General features: G+C 60.5%; 13 protein-coding genes and 2 tRNA genes. 4 read left to right on the top strand and 11 right to left on the bottom strand.

All coding sequences use genetic code 11. The annotated features are described in order from the left end of the window. Nucleotides 1–152 precede the first annotated feature (152 nt). From NTD89_RS17220 to rnr, 10 genes are all read right to left on the bottom strand, one after another. On the bottom strand, nt 153–596 hold the full coding sequence (locus NTD89_RS17220; RefSeq protein ID WP_262208768.1) for a hypothetical protein: 444 nt from the start codon (nt 594–596) through the stop codon (nt 153–155). Continuing rightward, entirely contained in the window at nt 596–1,513 is a 918-nt protein-coding gene (locus NTD89_RS17215) for an NAD synthetase (protein ID WP_145160177.1), read from the bottom strand. Before NTD89_RS17215 ends, NTD89_RS17220 begins: the two co-directional genes overlap by 1 nt. 221 nt (nt 1,514–1,734) lie before the next feature. Further along, on the bottom strand, nt 1,735–4,038 hold the full coding sequence (locus tag NTD89_RS17210) for a YgiQ family radical SAM protein (RefSeq protein WP_197625740.1): 2,304 nt from the start codon (nt 4,036–4,038) through the stop codon (nt 1,735–1,737). Between the two features lie 191 nt (nt 4,039–4,229). Continuing rightward, a complete protein-coding gene (gene dnaB / locus NTD89_RS17205; RefSeq protein ID WP_017526410.1) occupies nt 4,230–5,627 on the bottom strand; it encodes a replicative DNA helicase in 1,398 nt (465 codons plus the stop codon). Nucleotides 5,628–5,736: 109 nt separating this feature from the next. Beyond that, nucleotides 5,737–6,183: a 50S ribosomal protein L9 gene (rplI, locus tag NTD89_RS17200; RefSeq protein ID WP_003171376.1), complete on the bottom strand. Its 447-nt coding sequence runs from the start codon at nt 6,181–6,183 to the stop codon at nt 5,737–5,739. An 18-nt stretch (nt 6,184–6,201) separates the two neighbouring features. Continuing rightward, entirely contained in the window at nt 6,202–7,095 is an 894-nt protein-coding gene (locus tag NTD89_RS17195) for a hypothetical protein (protein ID WP_242198975.1), read from the bottom strand. Nucleotides 7,096–7,131: 36 nt separating this feature from the next. Then, nucleotides 7,132–7,362, bottom strand: coding sequence for a 30S ribosomal protein S18 (rpsR, locus tag NTD89_RS17190; protein ID WP_002551829.1), 231 nt, complete (start codon nt 7,360–7,362; stop codon nt 7,132–7,134). Between the two features lie 28 nt (nt 7,363–7,390). After that, nucleotides 7,391–7,813, bottom strand: a complete 423-nt coding sequence (gene rpsF, locus NTD89_RS17185) for a 30S ribosomal protein S6 (RefSeq protein WP_003217491.1) — start codon at nt 7,811–7,813, stop codon at nt 7,391–7,393. A 307-nt stretch (nt 7,814–8,120) separates the two neighbouring features. Further along, entirely contained in the window at nt 8,121–8,876 is a 756-nt protein-coding gene (gene rlmB, locus NTD89_RS17180) for a 23S rRNA (guanosine(2251)-2'-O)-methyltransferase RlmB (protein WP_010213600.1), read from the bottom strand. Continuing rightward, nucleotides 8,873–11,506: a ribonuclease R gene (gene rnr / locus NTD89_RS17175; protein WP_262208763.1), complete on the bottom strand. Its 2,634-nt coding sequence runs from the start codon at nt 11,504–11,506 to the stop codon at nt 8,873–8,875. The genes rlmB and rnr overlap by 4 nt, the downstream gene beginning before the upstream one ends. Nucleotides 11,507–11,730: 224 nt before the next feature. Between rnr and NTD89_RS17170 the strand changes: the two genes are divergently transcribed. From NTD89_RS17170 to NTD89_RS17155, 4 genes are all read left to right on the top strand, one after another. Further along, nucleotides 11,731–11,817: transfer RNA gene (locus NTD89_RS17170), tRNA-Leu, on the top strand. Between the two features lie 175 nt (nt 11,818–11,992). Continuing rightward, a tRNA-Leu gene (locus tag NTD89_RS17165) sits at nt 11,993–12,079 on the top strand. A 145-nt stretch (nt 12,080–12,224) separates the two neighbouring features. Next, nucleotides 12,225–13,250 (top strand): iron ABC transporter substrate-binding protein, encoded by a 1,026-nt coding sequence (locus tag NTD89_RS17160; protein ID WP_119737913.1) that lies wholly within the window; start codon nt 12,225–12,227, stop codon nt 13,248–13,250. Continuing rightward, on the top strand, nt 13,250–14,815 hold the full coding sequence (locus NTD89_RS17155) for an ABC transporter permease (protein WP_262208761.1): 1,566 nt from the start codon (nt 13,250–13,252) through the stop codon (nt 14,813–14,815). Before NTD89_RS17160 ends, NTD89_RS17155 begins: the two co-directional genes overlap by 1 nt. A gap of 90 nt (nt 14,816–14,905) precedes the next feature. Here the strand turns inward: NTD89_RS17155 and NTD89_RS17150 are convergent, their stop codons facing one another. After that, the gene (locus NTD89_RS17150) at nt 14,906–16,840 is read right to left on the bottom strand and encodes a methyl-accepting chemotaxis protein (RefSeq protein WP_262208759.1); all 1,935 of its coding nucleotides are present in this window, start codon (nt 16,838–16,840) and stop codon (nt 14,906–14,908) included. Between the last annotated feature and the right edge of the window lie 105 nt (nt 16,841–16,945).

The raw sequence follows: 16,945 nt of genomic DNA, 5'->3' as shown, positions 1-16,945 counted from the left end.
GCGATCAACGCGGCACGACCGGGTTGCTGCCGTCGCGGCCACGTGGCGGCAGGCCGGCGTCGAGTCCCAAACGGCGCCGTCGTCAGTCCAATGGTGCACGCGCTGCACATATTGATGGCGAGCGTGCGAGGCTGCGTGGCGCACCTGCCCAGTCAGCGGGCCTTGTGCTTTGCGCTCATGGCTTCGCGCAGGTGGCGGATTTCTCGTAGCTGACGGCGCATTTCCCGATGACGCTTACTGTTGAGCAACAACAGTCCCAGCATTGGAAACAGCAACCCAATGGCATAGGCAGCCATATGGGGCCGATAGCCATAGGTCGGTAATACGATCAAAAAACACACCACGTAGAAGGCGACGATGGCCCAAACGCCCCAGCTTCTGCCCCTGATCATGACAAAGTGGCTGACTGCCAAGAGCAGCCCCAGGACAACCGCCGCTACAAAGGAGTAACGCGCTCGCTCTGGTTCACCGCGAAAAAAGGTACTGGATGCCAATGAAATGGCAGCGGACAGGGAAAAACAGGCAAGGAAAAATGCACAAATAAACGCAGGGAAATACTCAGCCAAAAAAGCTTTTAACGAGACTTGGCGCACCATCACTCAAGCTCCTCGTACAACCCCACTGCAATGGTTCGAATGTTGCCGGACAAGGCACTCCCGGTGAAACCAATGGCGGCACCGAGGGAATCCCTGATCTGCGTAACGGTAGCGTGATTGATCTCGGTCGCCGAATAGCGCTTCACCAACTCACCGGAGCGCTGGCGCAACTTCAGCAGCTTATTGCTCAGGCTTGGGTCTTTCAGGCTTAGCAACTCTTTGGTGAGTGCCTTACGTTGCTGGCGGGTCAAACCCTTGGACAACTCGTACCAGCTTCTACCGGTCGTTGCTTTTCGAGCCTGCAGCAGTCGAACAGTCGTCAGGGTAGAGGCGCCGGCGCCCAACAGCGAGGCCGCGTCCAAGACCGGCATTGCATAGCGATACCATTCCTCGTTGTCCATATCGTCGTTGGCGGTCGGGTCGTTGAGTTCGTTGAACGTTCTCATGCCTCCCACCACGCACTGCGCGGTACTGGCCGCCGCCGCAGTGGCGCCCAGGCCCGCCACCACCAGGCTAGCGCCACCTGTGAACGGTACGGCGACAGTGCCGCTGAACACCACAATCCAACCCAGAATTGCGCCGGCACAAGACAACGTCGTATTGACGGCCTCCCCCACAAGCCGAGACTCACGCGGATTGTTGGTCACCTGATCGGCAAACTGCGCGGGGGCGATGTACTTCTGCGCCTCACGCAAAATGATGCGCTTGGGCTTGATGCTGCAGATGGGCTTGAATTCGCGCAGCGTCACGACATTGAAGTCGGCGTCGATGTACACGACGCCCGCTCCGACGATGCCGGGGTCTGCATCGATGGCCGCAAACAGCCGCGGCAGGTTGATCTGGCTTTCGATGCGCTGGCGCGCCATGAACTGGGAGCGGCTGGAGTCCATGCCGATGTTGAGCAAGGGGTTGCTCATGGGGTGATCTTCCTTGATATAGGCGGTGACTGAACTGGCGCTTTCGCGGGCAAGCCTGCTCCCACATTTGACCGCATTCCAAATGGAGAACGCGTTCAAATGTGGGAGCAGGCTTGCTCGCGAAGGCGATTCAATGCGCGCCACCTTAACAAACAGACTACCCACCGACTAGAAAGCAAAACGCCAGCACGAGGCTGGCGTTTTGCGTATTCAGGCTGCGATCAACGCGGCACGACCGGCTTGCGCGCAGGCTTGCCGCCCTTGCCCTTGGCCGCGTCGGCGCGTTCCTTGGCCGCCTGCTTGTTGCGCGCCATGGCCGCAGCCTTGGCTTGTTCGCGCTTGTCCCACGGGTTGCTGCCGTCGCTGCCACGCGGTGGCAAGCCGGTGTGCTGGGTGAGGATCCTGGTGGTGGTTTCCTTGGCGACCTTGTGGCTGCCGGCCGGCGTCGAGTTCTTGCGACGCGCGCTCTGGTAGCTGTCGGTGGCCGGCTGGTGCAGTGGAATCAACTGGTCTTTGCCCGGCCCGATCAGGTCGGCGCGGCCCATGCGGGTCAGCGCTTCACGCAGCATCGGCCAGCCTTTCGGGTCGTGGTAGCGCAAGAAGGCCTTGTGCAGACGGCGCTGCTCCTCGCTCTTGACGATGGTCACCGCGTCGCTCTTGTAGGTGACCTTGCGCAGCGGGTTCTTGCCCGAGTGGTACATCGCGGTGGCGGTGGCCATTGGCGACGGGTAGAACGCCTGCACCTGGTCGGCGCGGAAGCCGTTGCCCTTGAGCCACAGCGCCAGGTTCATCATATCTTCATCGGTGGTGCCCGGGTGGGCGGCGATGAAGTAAGGAATCAGGTACTGCTCCTTGCCCGCTTCCTTGGTGTACTTCTCGAACATGCGCTTGAACTTGTCATAGCTGCCAATGCCCGGCTTCATCATCTGGTTGAGCGGACCTTCCTCGGTGTGTTCCGGGGCGATCTTCAGGTAACCACCGACGTGGTGGGTCACCAGCTCTTTGACGTATTCCGGCGACTCGACCGCGAGGTCGTAGCGCAGGCCGGAAGCAATCAGAATCTTCTTCACACCCGGCAACGCACGGGCGCTGCGGTACAGCTGGATCAACGACGAGTGATCGGTGTTCAGGTTCGGGCAGATGCCTGGGAACACGCACGACGGCTTGCGGCACGCGGATTCGATTTCCGGGCTCTTGCAGGCGATGCGGTACATGTTCGCGGTCGGGCCGCCGAGGTCGGAAATCACCCCGGTGAAGCCTGGCACTTTGTCGCGGATCTCTTCGATCTCGCGAATGATCGACTCTTCGGAACGGTTCTGGATGATGCGGCCTTCGTGCTCGGTGATCGAGCAGAAGGTGCAGCCGCCGAAGCAGCCACGCATGATGTTCACCGAGAAGCGGATCATGTCGTAGGCCGGGATCTTTTCCTTGCCGTACACAGGGTGCGGAACACGTGCGTAAGGCATGCCAAACACGTAGTCCATTTCTTCGGTGGTCATCGGAATGGGCGGCGGGTTGAACCACACGTCCACTTCACCGTGCTTCTGCACCAGGGCGCGGGCGTTGCCTGGGTTGGTTTCCAGGTGCAACACGCGGTTGGCGTGCGCATAGAGCACCGCGTCGCCGCGGACTTTTTCCACCGATGGCAGGCGGATGACGGTCTTGTCGCGGGTCATCTTCGGGCTGGCCAGGATCTGTACGACTTTGGCTTCTTCCGGGTCATCCACCGGGCCTTTCTCTTGCTCGATGGCGCAGGCCTGGGTGTCCTGGGTGTTCACGTACGGGTTGATGATCTTGTCGATCTTGCCCGGACGGTCGATACGCGTGGAGTCCACTTCGTACCAGCCCGCCGGCGTATCACGGCGAATGAACGCGGTGCCGCGCACGTCGGTGATGTCTTCGATCTTGTGGCCCCACGATAGGCGCTGGGCGACTTCGACGATGGCCCGCTCGGCGTTGCCGTACAGCAGGATATCGGCGGTGGCGTCGATCAGGATCGAGTTACGCACACGGTCCTGCCAGTAGTCGTAGTGGGCGATGCGGCGCAGCGAGGCTTCGATGCCGCCGAGCACGATCGGCACGTTCTTGTAGGCTTCCTTACAGCGCTGGCTGTACACCAGGCTCGCGCGGTCCGGGCGTTTGCCGGCCATGCCGCCTGGGGTGTAGGCGTCGTCGGAACGGATTTTCTTGTCGGCGGTGTAGCGGTTGATCATCGAGTCCATGTTGCCGGCCGCGACGCCGAAGAACAGGTTCGGCTCGCCGAGCTTCATGAAGTCGTCTTTGGACTGCCAGTTCGGCTGGGCAATGATCCCGACGCGAAAGCCCTGGGACTCCAGCAGCCGGCCGATGATTGCCATGCCGAACGACGGGTGATCCACGTACGCATCACCGGTAACGATGATGATGTCGCAGGAATCCCAGCCAAGCTGATCCATCTCCTCCCTGCTCATCGGCAGGAATGGCGCAGGACCGAAACATTCGGCCCAGTACTTGGGATAGTCAAATAACGGCTTGGCTGTTTGCATGACGGTGACCGGTGTTGAGATGAAAAATCGCGGGCGCGGAATATAGCACAAAATTTGACCAATTCCGACGGTAATGGTCGGAATTGTGGTGACGCTATCGCGGGCAAGCCCGCTCCCCCTTTTGAAGGTGTTCACCGTTCAAGTGTGAGAGCGGGCTTGCCCGCGATGAGGCCTCTACAGGCGCTGGAGAATTATTCGTCGTCGTCGAAGTTGTAACTGCCCGGCGCGAGGTTCTCGAAGCGCGTGTACTTACCGATGAATGCCAGGCGGATAAAGCCGATCGGCCCGTTCCGCTGCTTGCCGATGATGATCTCGGCAATGCCTTTGTGCTCGGTCTCGGGGTGGTACACCTCGTCCCGATACACAAACATGATCACGTCAGCATCCTGCTCGATCGCTCCGGATTCGCGCAAGTCGGAGTTCACCGGGCGCTTGTTGGGACGTTGTTCCAGGGAACGGTTGAGCTGCGACAGCGCCACCACCGGGCAGTTGAATTCCTTGGCCAGGGCTTTGAGGGACCGGGAAATTTCGGAAATCTCGTTGGTCCGGTTGTCGCCACTGGAACCCGGAATCTGCATCAGCTGCAGGTAGTCGATCATGATCAGGGCGATGTCACCGTGTTCACGCACCAGGCGGCGAGTACGCGCACGCATCTCCGAGGGGCTGATGCCCGCAGTGTCATCGATGAACAGCTTGCGGTCATTGAGCAGGTTGACCGCCGAGGTCAGGCGCGGCCAATCATCGTCTTCCAGGCGACCGGCACGGACTTTGGTCTGGTCGATCCGACCGAGCGAGGAAAGCATACGCATGATCAGCGATTCGCCTGGCATCTCGAGGGAGTACACCAGCACGGTCTTGTCGCTGCGCAACACGGCGTTTTCCACCAGGTTCATCGCAAAGGTGGTTTTACCCATGGATGGACGGCCGGCGACGATGATCAAGTCGGACGGCTGCAGGCCGCTGGTCTTCTCGTCGAGGTCGGTGTAGCCGGTGGAGATACCGGTGATGGCGTTGTCGGTGTTGAACAGCGTGTCGATCCGGTCGATGGCCTTGGTCAGCAGGTCGTTGACGCTGACCGGGCCGCCGGTTTTAGGCCGCGCCTCGGCGATCTGGAAGATCTGGCGTTCGGCTTCGTCGAGGATCTCGGCGGCGGTGCGGCCTTCGGGGTTGAAGGCGCTGTCGGCGATTTCGGTGCTGATGCCGATCAACTGGCGCAGCGTGGCGCGCTCGCGAACGATCTGGGCATACGCCTTGATGTTGGCGACGGACGGCGTGTTTTTCGCCAGTTCGCCCAGATAACCCAGGCCGCCGACTTGGGAGGTCTGGCCTTCCTTGTCCAGCTGCTCGGCCAGGGTCACCACGTCGATCGGTGAGTTCTGGTCGGCCAGCTTGGCGATGGCGCGGAAGATCAGCCGGTGGTCATGGCGATAGAAATCACCGTCCGAGACTTGATCCAGCACGCGTTCCCAGGCGTTGTTGTCCAGCATCAAGCCACCGAGCACGGCCTGTTCGGCCTCGATGGAATGCGGCGGCACCTTCAGGGCAGCGGTTTGCAGATCGTATTGCTCAGGAGCTGAAATATCGTTCATGGCCACTTGGAATTAGGGGATTGTAGAAAAACAAAAGGCACGACCTGTAAACAGGATCGTGCCCGATGTTAACCGCCTGGCACACGGGGTGCCAGTCAGTTAGCTTGCTTTAAGCTGCTACCACGACAACGCGTACGGTGGCTTCAACTTCGGCGTGCAGGTGCACGGCTACGTCGAATTCGCCTACGTTGCGGATGGTGCCGTTCGGCAGACGAACTTCGCTCTTCTGCACTTCAACGCCGGAGGCGGTCAGTGCATCAGCGATGTCGTGGGTGCCGATCGAACCGAACAGCTTGCCTTCGTCACCGGCGGTGGCAGTGATAGTCACTTCCAGCTCAGCCAGTTGGGCAGCGCGAGTTTCGGCCGAAGCTTTTTTGTCTGCTGCTGCTTTTTCCAGCTCAGCACGACGCTCTTCAAACGCAGCCAGGTTGGCAGCGGTTGCAGCGGTGGCTTTGCCGTATGGCAGCAGGTAGTTACGACCGTAGCCGGCCTTAACGTTCACTTTGTCGCCCAGGTTGCCCAGGTTGGCGACTTTTTCCAGAAGGATCAGTTGCATGTGAAAATCCTCTAACTTTTAACCTTCACCGTTCGCGTTATCAGCGTCTTTCGACGCCAGACGACCGCGAAAATCAATCAGGCCGTCGACAATGGCCAAAACCACGAGTAACGGATAGATCAGCTGCATGAACAGCAGCAGCGTCACGTACAACCCCACCAGCCAAAACTTGGCCAGGCGCTTTCGCGCAACCAGCCCATGAATCAGGGCCAGTCCGGCAAACACCAGCGGTACGCTGCAAATCGGCGCCAGCAAGGCCATCTGTGGACCGAAGTTCGGTCCGACAACCATGCACGCCAGCAGCAACATCGCCGGCCCCGCGGGAATTCTGATACTGCGAAACTCGCGACCAAAACCACCCGGGTTGTACAACAACGCCTGCCAATAACGCCCAAGAATCAGGCTCAGCACGCTGACGACCTGCAACAATGCCGCAATCAGGCCGGTCAGGACCGGAGCAATCAGTGACGCAAACCGCGCTCGCTCATCTACCGACAAATGCTGGTAGAGATCCCCGAGGGCCAACGGCAGGATCTTGACGATTTCCTGCGACAGCGCCTCGATTTGCGGGCGGAAAGCCGCGCCAAGCATCACTGAGTACACCAACCCCAATGCCACGCTGACCAGCAGCGTGCGGACCCAGGACTCACTTGCGCGTAAAACCAACGCAAGGCTCGATGACCCCAGCAGTACCAGAAGTACCCGTGGATCACCCATTTGCAGCCACCAGATCAAGGCCGGCAACAAACCCAGGGCAAGAACGCCAAGGGCGTCCTTCAAACCGCGCCGCAGCAGCACAAGGCAACCTGCGGCAGCACCCAACCAATAAAGCAACGGCAATGCCGCACATCCAGCCACTACCAGAGTGGCCTGCACGCGACCGCGCATGATGAACTCAGCTAAGGCGCGCATGCATTCAATCCCTTACTACTTGTCGACTGCCCGGTCTCAGCGGCCGTGGCTGTCGGTGTAGGCCAGCAGGGCCAGGAAGCGGGCGCGCTTGATAGCGGTGGCCAGCTGACGCTGATAACGTGCTTTGGTACCGGTGATGCGGCTTGGAACGATTTTGCCGGTCTCGGATACGTAAGCTTTCAGAGTGTTGAGATCTTTGTAATCGATCTCTTTCACGTCTTCAGCGGTGAAGCGGCAGAATTTACGACGACGGAAGAAACGTGCCATTTGATAGGCTCCTTAAAAGGTCCGTGGATTACTCGTCAGCGTTATCGCTGTTGTCGCTGTCATCACTATCAGCGCTTTCGGCGCCTTCGTGCTCAGGACGGTCGCGACGCTCACGGCGCTCACTGCGGTTTTCTTCAGCCTTGAGCATCTCGGATTGGCCGGTAACGGCTTCTTCGCGACGGATGACCAGGTTACGGATCACTGCATCGTTGTAGCGGAAGTTGTCTTCCAGCTCGGCCAGGGCCTTGCCAGTGCACTCAACGTTCAGCATCACGTAGTGAGCCTTGTGAACATTGTTGATTGCGTAGGCCAGTTGACGACGGCCCCAATCTTCCAGACGGTGGATTTTGCCGCCGTCTTCTTCGATCAGCTTGGTGTAACGCTCAACCATGCCGCCGACTTGCTCGCTTTGATCCGGGTGGACCAAAAAGATGATTTCGTAATGACGCATGAATGCTCCTTACGGGTTGTAGCCTGCCGCTCAAAAACGGTCAGACAAGGAGTGAATGACACTTATGGATCTTGCCGCAGGGAGGCACATAAATGCCTGCCAGGAAGGCAAGGGGCGCAATTGTAGAGAAGGGGGAGAAACGGCGCAAGGTGATTGGTGATTATTTGAACAATCTCCAATACACCAAAACAAAAGTGGGCGCTGGCTTGCCTGCGATGACAATGGCACAGTCAACCTCTCTGCTGACTGACACACCGCCATCGCGGGCAAGCCCGGCTCCCACAGGGTCTTGCGTCGCTCTTAAGCCTTATTTCTTGGCTTTGGCCTTCGCGCCGCGCTGGCGCTGGGCTTCGAACAGGCAGACGCCCGTTGCGACTGAAACGTTGAGGCTGCTGACGCTACCGGCCATCGGCAAGTGCACCAGGTAGTCGCAATGCTCACGGGTAAGGCGACGCATGCCTTTGCCTTCGGCACCCATGATCAGGATGGTCGGGCCGGTAAGGTCCTGGTCGTAAATGCTGACCTCAGCCTCGCCCGCCGTGCCCACGACCCACAGGCCACGCTGCTGGAGTTTCTCCAGGGTGCGCGCCAGGTTGGTCACGGCCACCAGCGGAATCACTTCCGCCGCGCCGCAGGCCACTTTACGCACAACCGGTGTCAGGGTGGCCGACTTGTCTTTGGGCACGATCACTGCCAGCGCGCCGGCAGCATCCGCCGAGCGCAGGCAGGCGCCGAGGTTGTGCGGGTCGGTCACGCCGTCCAGTACCAGCAGCAGCGGCGCACCTTCGGTACGGTCGAGCAGCTCGTCGAGCATTGCCTCGCCCCAAACCTGGCTCGGACTGACGTCCGCCACCACGCCCTGGTGAACGCCTTCTACCCACACGTCCATTTCACGACGCTCGGCCTGGCCGATGGCAACTTTATTCTGGGTCGCCAGCTCGACCAACGCTTGCACGCGCGGCTCGCTGCGACCTTCGGCCAACCACACCTGTTTGACGCGCTTAGGGTGATGACGCAGCAGTGCTTCTACGGCGTGCACGCCGTAGATTTTTTCCAGACTCATGACTTGGCCTTAGGTTTGCGCGACCCGCCGCTTTTCGCGGGGGCCGAACCCGCTTTTGGCGGGCCTTTACGATGTTTGCTCGGCTTGCTCGACGGTTTTTCCGCCTCGCGGGACTTTCCCCCAGACGCCGCTTTACCACCGCTTTTGGCTTCGTTGAGCAACTGCTGCTTCAACTCGCGGCTCTTGCGCAGCTCGGCGTTTTTCGCCGCAGCATCGCTTGGGCGGTAGGCTTCGGGGGCCTTGTCCTTGACAGACGAACGACGAGCAGGTTTGGCTGACGCAGGCTCGGCCACCGCGGCTTTCGCAGGCGCGCCTTTGCCTTTGCTTGCCGGCGCAGTCGTCTCGGCGCCACGTTTTTTACGGCCAGTCGGCTCGGCTGGTTTATCTGGCATGCCGAAGTCGATCTTGCGCTCGTCGAGGTCGACGCGCATGACCTGCACTTCCACCGTGTCGCCCAAACGGAAGCTGCGACCGGTGCGCTCGCCCGCCAGGCGGTGATGCACAGGGTCGAAGTGGTAGTAGTCGCCCGGCAACGCGGTAACGTGCACCAGACCTTCGACGTAGATGTCGGTCAGCTCGACGAACAGGCCAAAGCCGGTCACGGCGGTGATCACACCCGGGAACGATTCGCCCACACGGTCCTTCATGAACTCGCACTTGAGCCAGTTCACTACGTCGCGGGTGGCTTCGTCGGCACGGCGCTCGCTCATGGAGCACTGCTCGCCCAACTGCTCCAGGGCTGCTTCGTCGTACGGATAGATCCGCGCCTTCGGAATGGTCATGGCACCGGCGCGCTTGACGTGCGGGGTGTTCTGCTTGGAATGGATCACGCTGCGGATCGCGCGGTGCGTGAGCAGGTCCGGGTAACGGCGAATCGGCGAGGTGAAGTGGGTGTACGCCTCGTAATTCAGGCCGAAGTGGCCCTGGTTATCCGCGCTGTACACCGCCTGGCTCAGAGAGCGCAGCATCACGGTCTGGATCACGTGGTAATCCGGACGGTCCTTGATGCTTGCCAGCAGTGCCTGGTAGTCCTTCGGCGTCGGGCCGTCCTTGCCTTTGTGCAGGGACAGGCCAAGCTCACCGAGGAACGCGCGCAGCTTCTCCAGACGCTCCGGCGGCGGGCCGTCGTGCACGCGGTACAGCGCAGGAATCTCGTGCTTTTTCAGGAATTCGGCAGTGGCCACGTTGGCGGCCAGCATGCATTCCTCGATCAGCTTGTGAGCATCGTTACGCGTGGTCGGCGTGATCGCGGCGATCTTGCGCTCGGAGCCGAAGACAATCCGGGTTTCCTGGGTTTCAAAGTCGATCGCGCCACGCACATGACGAGCGCCGAGCAATACCTTGTACAGCGAATACAGCTGCTTGAGGTGCGGCACGACATGGCCGTACTCACCGCGCAGGGCCTTGGCTTCGCTGGTTTTCGGCTGTTCCAGAATGGTGCTGACCTTGTTGTAGGTCAGGCGCGCCTGGGAGTGAATCACCGCCTCGTAGAACTGGTAGTCCGTCATTTCGCCGGTTTTCGAGATAGTCATCTCGCACACCATGGCCAAACGGTCGACTTTCGGGTTCAGCGAGCACAGGCCGTTGGACAGCTGCTCAGGCAGCATCGGGATCACGCGCTCCGGGAAGTACACGGAGTTGCCGCGCACCTGGGCTTCGTTATCCAGGGCCGAACCGATTTTCACATAGCTGGACACGTCGGCAATCGCGACGAACAACTTCCAGCCACCGGAGAACAGGCGCAGCTTGCCAGGCTTGGCTTCGCAGTAAACCGCATCGTCGAAGTCGCGGGCATCTTCGCCGTCAATGGTGACGAACGGCAGATGGCGCAGGTCGATGCGTTTTTCTTTGTCTTTTTCTTCCACTTCCGGCTTGAGCTTGGCGGCTTCTTTGAGCACAGCCTCAGGCCAGACGTGAGGGATATCGTAGGTGCGCAGCGCAACGTCGATTTCCATGCCCGGCGCCATGTAGTTGCCGACCACTTCAACGATGTCGCCCTGCGGCTGGAAGCGCGCAGTTGGCCAGTGGGTGATTTTCACCTCGACGAACTGGCCGACCTTGGCAGCGCCATTGCGGCCCGGGGTGATCAGCACTTCCTGCTGGACCTTCGGGTTATCCGGCACGACAAAGCCAATGCCGCCTTCTTCAAAGTAACGGCCGACGATGGACTCGTGGGCACGCGACACCACTTCGACGATCACGCCTTCACGGCGACCACGACGGTCGAGGCCGGAAACGCGCGCCAGGGCACGGTCGCCGTCGAACACCAAGCGCATTTGCGCCGGGCTCATGAACAGGTCGTCACTGCCGTCGTCCGGGATCAGGAAGCCGAAGCCGTCACGGTGGCCGGCGATGCGGCCAAGGATCAGGTCGAGCTTGTCCACAGGCGCGTAAGTGCCTCGGCGGGTGTAGATCAGTTGGGCATCGCGCTCCATGGCACGCAAACGGCGGCGCAGGGCTTCGAGCTGGTCTTCGGTGGTCAGACCGAATTCTTCAACCAACTGCTCGCGGCTAGCAGGCGAACCACGATCGGCGAGATGCGCCAGGATCAGTTCGCGGCTAGGAATAGGGTTTTCATATTTTTCCGCTTCACGAGCGGCCTCGGGATCGAGGGACTGCCAATCGGCCATTAGAGAGTTTTCACCTTGTCTATATGCGGGTTAGTTTGGCATACGCGTATTGAAACGGGAAATTTCAGGCATCAACAAGCGTTTTATAGGCCTTTGTCGCCCTCGGAACGCACCTTGCACGACCACTGACGAAATTTTCCAGGATTTTTTCATAGCAGGGCTTTACAGCGCAAAATCGCCTCCGTATAGTGCGCGCCATCGACGACGGCAACGTTGTTGATGCTGCCCAGGTGGTGAAATTGGTAGACACGCCAGCTTCAGGTGCTGGTGATCGCAAGGTCGTGGAAGTTCGAGTCTTCTCCTGGGCACCAATTTCAAACTCAAGGTTCTGCCTCGAGTCTCCAAAAACCCGCGAAAGCGGGTTTTTGCGTTTCAGGCCTTTGATTTTTAACGAGAATCTTGATTTATATTTTTGAATCAGGGGTTTACAGATCAAAAAGCCCTCCGTATAGTTCGCTCCATCAACGGCGCAAGCGTTGTTGATAAGCCCAGGTGGTGAAATTGGTAGACACGCCAGCTTCAGGTGCTGGTGATCGCAAGGTCGTGGAAGTTCGAGTCTTCTCCTGGGCACCAAATTCAGATCAAACCCGCGAAAGCGGGTTTTTTCGTTTCCGGTGTTTGAAAACCTGCCTGGCGATTTCCCCGCTTGTCCGCACTTGAGAAGTTTTATCGTTTATCCTTGTAAGGATTTGTTGCACTCAAGTGAGGAAAACCCCGGATGATGATCCGCGATACCCGTCTCAAGACATCCCTTCTGCGTGGCCTGACCATCACTCTGCTCGGCCTGACCCTGCTCTCGCCCGCTGCCTATTCTGCCGACAAGGTTGCATTGACCTTGTACAACGGCCAACACAAGGAGGTCGGCGATGAACTCGCCAAAGCCTTCGAAGCCAAGACCGGCATTCACGTCAATGTGCGCAAGGGCAGCAGCAACCAGCTGGCCAGCCAGGTCGTGGAAGAAGGCGACCGCTCCCCTGCCGACGTGATCTACACCGAAGAGTCGCCGCCACTGAACAAGCTTGGCGAACAAGGCCTGCTGGCGAAGATTGATGCCAGCACCCTCGACGTGTTGCCCAAGGATTATGTCGGCAGCAACGGCGACTGGATGGGCGTCACCGCACGCACCCGCGTTGTCGCGTTCAACCCCAAACTGATCGCCGAAAAAGACCTGCCCAAGTCGGTTCTGGATTTCGCCGGCCCCGAGTGGCAAGGCAAAGTCGGCTTCGTCCCTACCAGCGGCGCGTTCCAGGAACAAGCCGTGGCGATCATCAAACTGCACGGCCGCGAAGCCGCTGAAGAATGGCTGACCGGCTTGCGCGCGTTCGGCAAGGTCTACAGCAACAACATGGTCGCCCTCAAGGCTGTGGAGAACGGCGAAGTCGCCACCGTGCTGGTGAATAACTACTACTGGTTTGCCCTGAAGAAGGAAAAAACCAACCTGGATTCCCAGCTGCATTACTTCACCGATGGCGACGCGGGCGGCCTGATCACCGTGTCTTCGGCTGCCGCGCTGAAATCCAGCAAGCACCCCAAGGAAGCCCAACAGTTGCTCGCCTTCATGGCCAGCGAAGAAGGCCAGCGCGTGATCACCAACACCTCGGCCGAATACCCGCTGCGCAAGGGCATGGAATCCAACCGTGGCCTCAAGCCGTTCAGCGAGCTGCAACCGCCGAAAGTCACCCCTGCGGACCTTGGCAATGCCGAAGAAGCCCTGGACCTGGAACGTGACGTTGGCTTGAACTGATGAACCCATCGCTATCCGCTCCTGCCTTGCGCGGGGGTTTGAGCCCGCGACGCAAGCGCCCGTCGATCTGGTTGCTGCTCCCCGTCCTGTTTCTGGTTGGCTTGAGCCTGCTGCCGCTGGTCTATGTCGGGACCAAAGCATGGCAGGCGGGCTGGGCGGAGGCGATACACCTTTTGTGGCGCCCCTATGTATTCGGCCTGCTGCGCAACACCCTGGCGCTGATGATTGGCGTGACGGTCGCCTGCGGCGTGATCGGCCTGTCCCTGGCGTGGCTGCTCGAGCGCAGCAACTTGCCCGGGCGGCGCATATGGGGCGTGATCCTGTGCCTGCCGTTTGCGGTGCCGGCGTTTGTCAGCAGCTTTACCTGGGTGTCACTGAGCGCCAACTTCGAAGGCCTGGGCGGGGCGATCCTGGTGATGACCCTGTCCAAATACCCGCTGGTGTTTCTGCCGGTGGCGGCGACGCTGCGCAATCTTGATCCTTCCCTGGAAGAGTCGGCCCGCACCTTGGGGCTGAATCGCTGGGGCGTCTTTTTTCGTATCACACTGCCCTTGCTGTGGCCTTCGCTACTGGCCGGGGCGCTGTTGATTGCTTTGCATATGCTGGTGGAGTTCGGCGCGCTGTCGATCATCGGCCTGCAAACCTTTACCACCGCGATCTACCAACAATTTGAACTGGAATTCAGCAATGCCAACGCCGCGATGCTGTCGGCGGTGTTGCTGGTGATGTGCCTGACGCTGCTGTGGCTGGAGCTGCGCGTGCGCGGCAAGGGCCGGCACGTGCGCATCGGCCAGGGCGCGGCGCGGCATGCCGAACAGGTCAAGCTGGGCAAGTGGGCGCCACTGGGTCAGGTGTATTGCCTGGCGCTGGCGATCATTGGCAGCGGTATTCCGCTGGGGATGCTCGGGTACTGGCTGGCGGTGGGCTCATCGGCAGCCTTTCCCGTGGCCGAGATCAGTGAGGCACTGCTGTCGTCGCTGGCACTGTCACTGGGCGGCGCGGCGCTTTGCCTGGTGCTGGCCGTGCCGGTCGGGCTGCTGGTGGTGCGCTACAAAGGCCAACTGGCGATCTGGGCCGAGCGCCTGCCGTACCTGCTGCATGCCCTGCCCGGCTTGGTGATCGCGCTGACGCTGGTGTATTTCGCCCTGCATTACGTGCCGGTGCTGTACCAGACTTCCGCGCTGCTTTTGATTGCCTATGCGCTGCTGTTTTTGCCACTGGCACAGGCGCCGATCCGTACGGCCTTGAACAAGGCGGCGCCGCAACTGGAAGAGGCAGCGCGCACGCTGGGCGCCTCGTCGTTCAGCGCGTTTTGCCGGGTGACCTTGCCAATTATTTTCCCGGCATTGGGCGCGGCGTTTGCGCTGGTGTTTCTGGACGCAATGAAGGAATTGACGGCGACGTTGCTGCTCAGTCCGACGGGGTTGAACACGCTGGCGACGGCCGTGTGGGCGCATACCTCGAATGTGGAGTTCGCGGCGGCGGCGCCTTATGCGGCGTTGTTGATCTTGGTGTCAGGGTTGCCGGTGTATCTGCTTACGACTCGGATGTATTTGAGCCGCTGAGACCGCTATCGCAGGCAAGCCAGCTCCCACATTCGAGTGCATTCCAATGTGGGAGCTGGCTTGCCTGCGATAGCGCCGGTACAGGCGGCGCTAAGCCCGAAACTGCCCCAGGCTCGCCTTCAACTGCGCCGCCAATCCATCTAAAACCTTGCCACTGGCGGTGGTTTCCACCACCGCTTGAGCGGCACGCTCGGCCTGGGCATGAATCACCTCAACCCGCCCACGCACCGCATGCGCACCCTGCGCCTGATGCTCAGCCGCGCGCGTCGCCAACCCAATTGCTGCGTGCACCTGCTCCACTGAAGCCTGCACCGTTTGCTGCAAGCGCACGCTGTCGCGCAGCACCAGCAAACCTTCATTGGCCTGACGCCCGGCCTTGCCGATGGTTTCCACCGCCTCGCGCGCGCCTTGCTGCAACGCCACGATGTGCGCCTGGATATCCCCGGTCGAGCTTTGGGTTTTACTCGCCAGCGCCCGCACTTCATCGGCCACGACCGCAAAACCACGCCCGGTCTCACCGGCACGCGCCGCTTCGATGGCCGCGTTGAGCGCCAGCAGGTTGGTCTGCTCGGCAATGCCATGAATCACTGTGAGCACCACTTCAATTTGCTCGCTTTGCTGAGCCAGCCGCTCAATGACCTGGGAGCCGGCTTGCACCTGCCCGGCCAACGCTTCGATCAAGCTGCCGACCTCCGCCGACGTCCGCGAGTTTTCATCCGTGGCCTGGCGAATATCCACCACCTGCTGCAACGCCGCCTGCATCGCGTGGCTTTCGGCCTGGGCCTCATCGGCCATTTGCGACAGCGCGCGCAAGCTCTCGGCCACCTCATCACGCTGCAGGCCCGCCGCCGCATCAGCGCCGGCATTGCGCAACGTCATCGCGCCGATTTCCACGCCAGTGCGCTGGGCCACATCGCCGGCCTCGCGCACGATGGGCTGCAACTTATCCACAAAGCGATTGACCGCCGAAGCCATGTCGCCGATCTCGTCCTTGCTGCTGATTTGCACGCGCTTGGTGAGGTCGCCCTCACCCGCCGCCAGGTCATCCATGGCCGCAATCAGCAGCTTCAGGCGATTGACCACCCGGCGCCCCAGCACGACAGCGATCAGCAGCAATACGCCGAACCCAACCATCGCCAGCCCCATGCCGATGCGCCAGCGCAAGGTGCCTGCGGTCTCCTGCACGGCGCTGGTGGTATTGGCGGCCATCTGCGTGGCGGTGGCTTGCGCAGACTGCAGCCGCGCGCCCATGGAGGCCGCGCTGTCTGCGGCAGCACCCTTAAGACTGTCGCCCACCAGCTGATCACTGCTGGCGATCAGCGCGGCAAAACGCTTGTCCAGTGCCGCCAGGTCGGTTTCTACCGCCGCGGTCGAAACACCCATGCGCACCTTGCCAATCTCTACGCCATTGGGGCTGATCGACGCTTCGACGTAGAACACGGCAGGATCATTTTTCGCCGCATCCAGGACTTTATCCAGCGCACGGTCGCCCTGACCTTTGGCCAGTAATGCCTGGTTGATCGGGTTGTCGCGGTTTAGATAACGGGTCAGATGCTCGCCGGCCGCATCGTCGTAAACCACAAACAGCACGTTGGGATTGCGCTGAGCGCGCCGGGCGAACTCCGACAGCGTTGGCACGTCGCTGTCCCACATGGCGCGTGGCGCCACCGAGGCCAGCAGTTGTGCCATGTCACTGGCCGAGTCTTGCAGGTCTTTTTCCAGGGTCGCACGCAGTTGCTTCTGCTCATCCTGCAAGCGCGTGGAAAGCCCCGCCGTCAGACGCTGGCGCGTGCTCGAAGACAGACTGTCCAGACTGGAGGTGACTTCCTTGCCGGCTTGCGCCAGCTCGCCGGACAGTTTCTGGCTGTCGATACCCAGGCGGTTGCCCAGATCGGCTTCCAATGCGGTGACCGTGCTCCGCGTCAGAGCGACGGCGACCAGCACTTGCACCAAAAGAGCGATACCAAGGGTAACGAACACCGGCCGCAACAGCCGGCTTTGTAACAATGAGAGAACGGCAGACACTGGAAATCCCTCCACCACGGGTGCCATTAATTTGATAGCACCGCGAAAGAAAGAACCATAGCAAGGGTCATGCCGTTTGCCAGCCGGATACGAAAAAGGGCTCCC

Origin of the sequence: Pseudomonas sp. 14P_5.3_Bac1 (assembly GCF_025466135.1) — a bacterium.
In the GTDB taxonomy this organism is placed as follows: Bacteria; Pseudomonadota; Gammaproteobacteria; order Pseudomonadales; family Pseudomonadaceae; genus Aquipseudomonas.
Note: the sequence above shows the minus strand (reverse complement) of the source record. Positions and strands in the feature narration are given on the sequence as shown.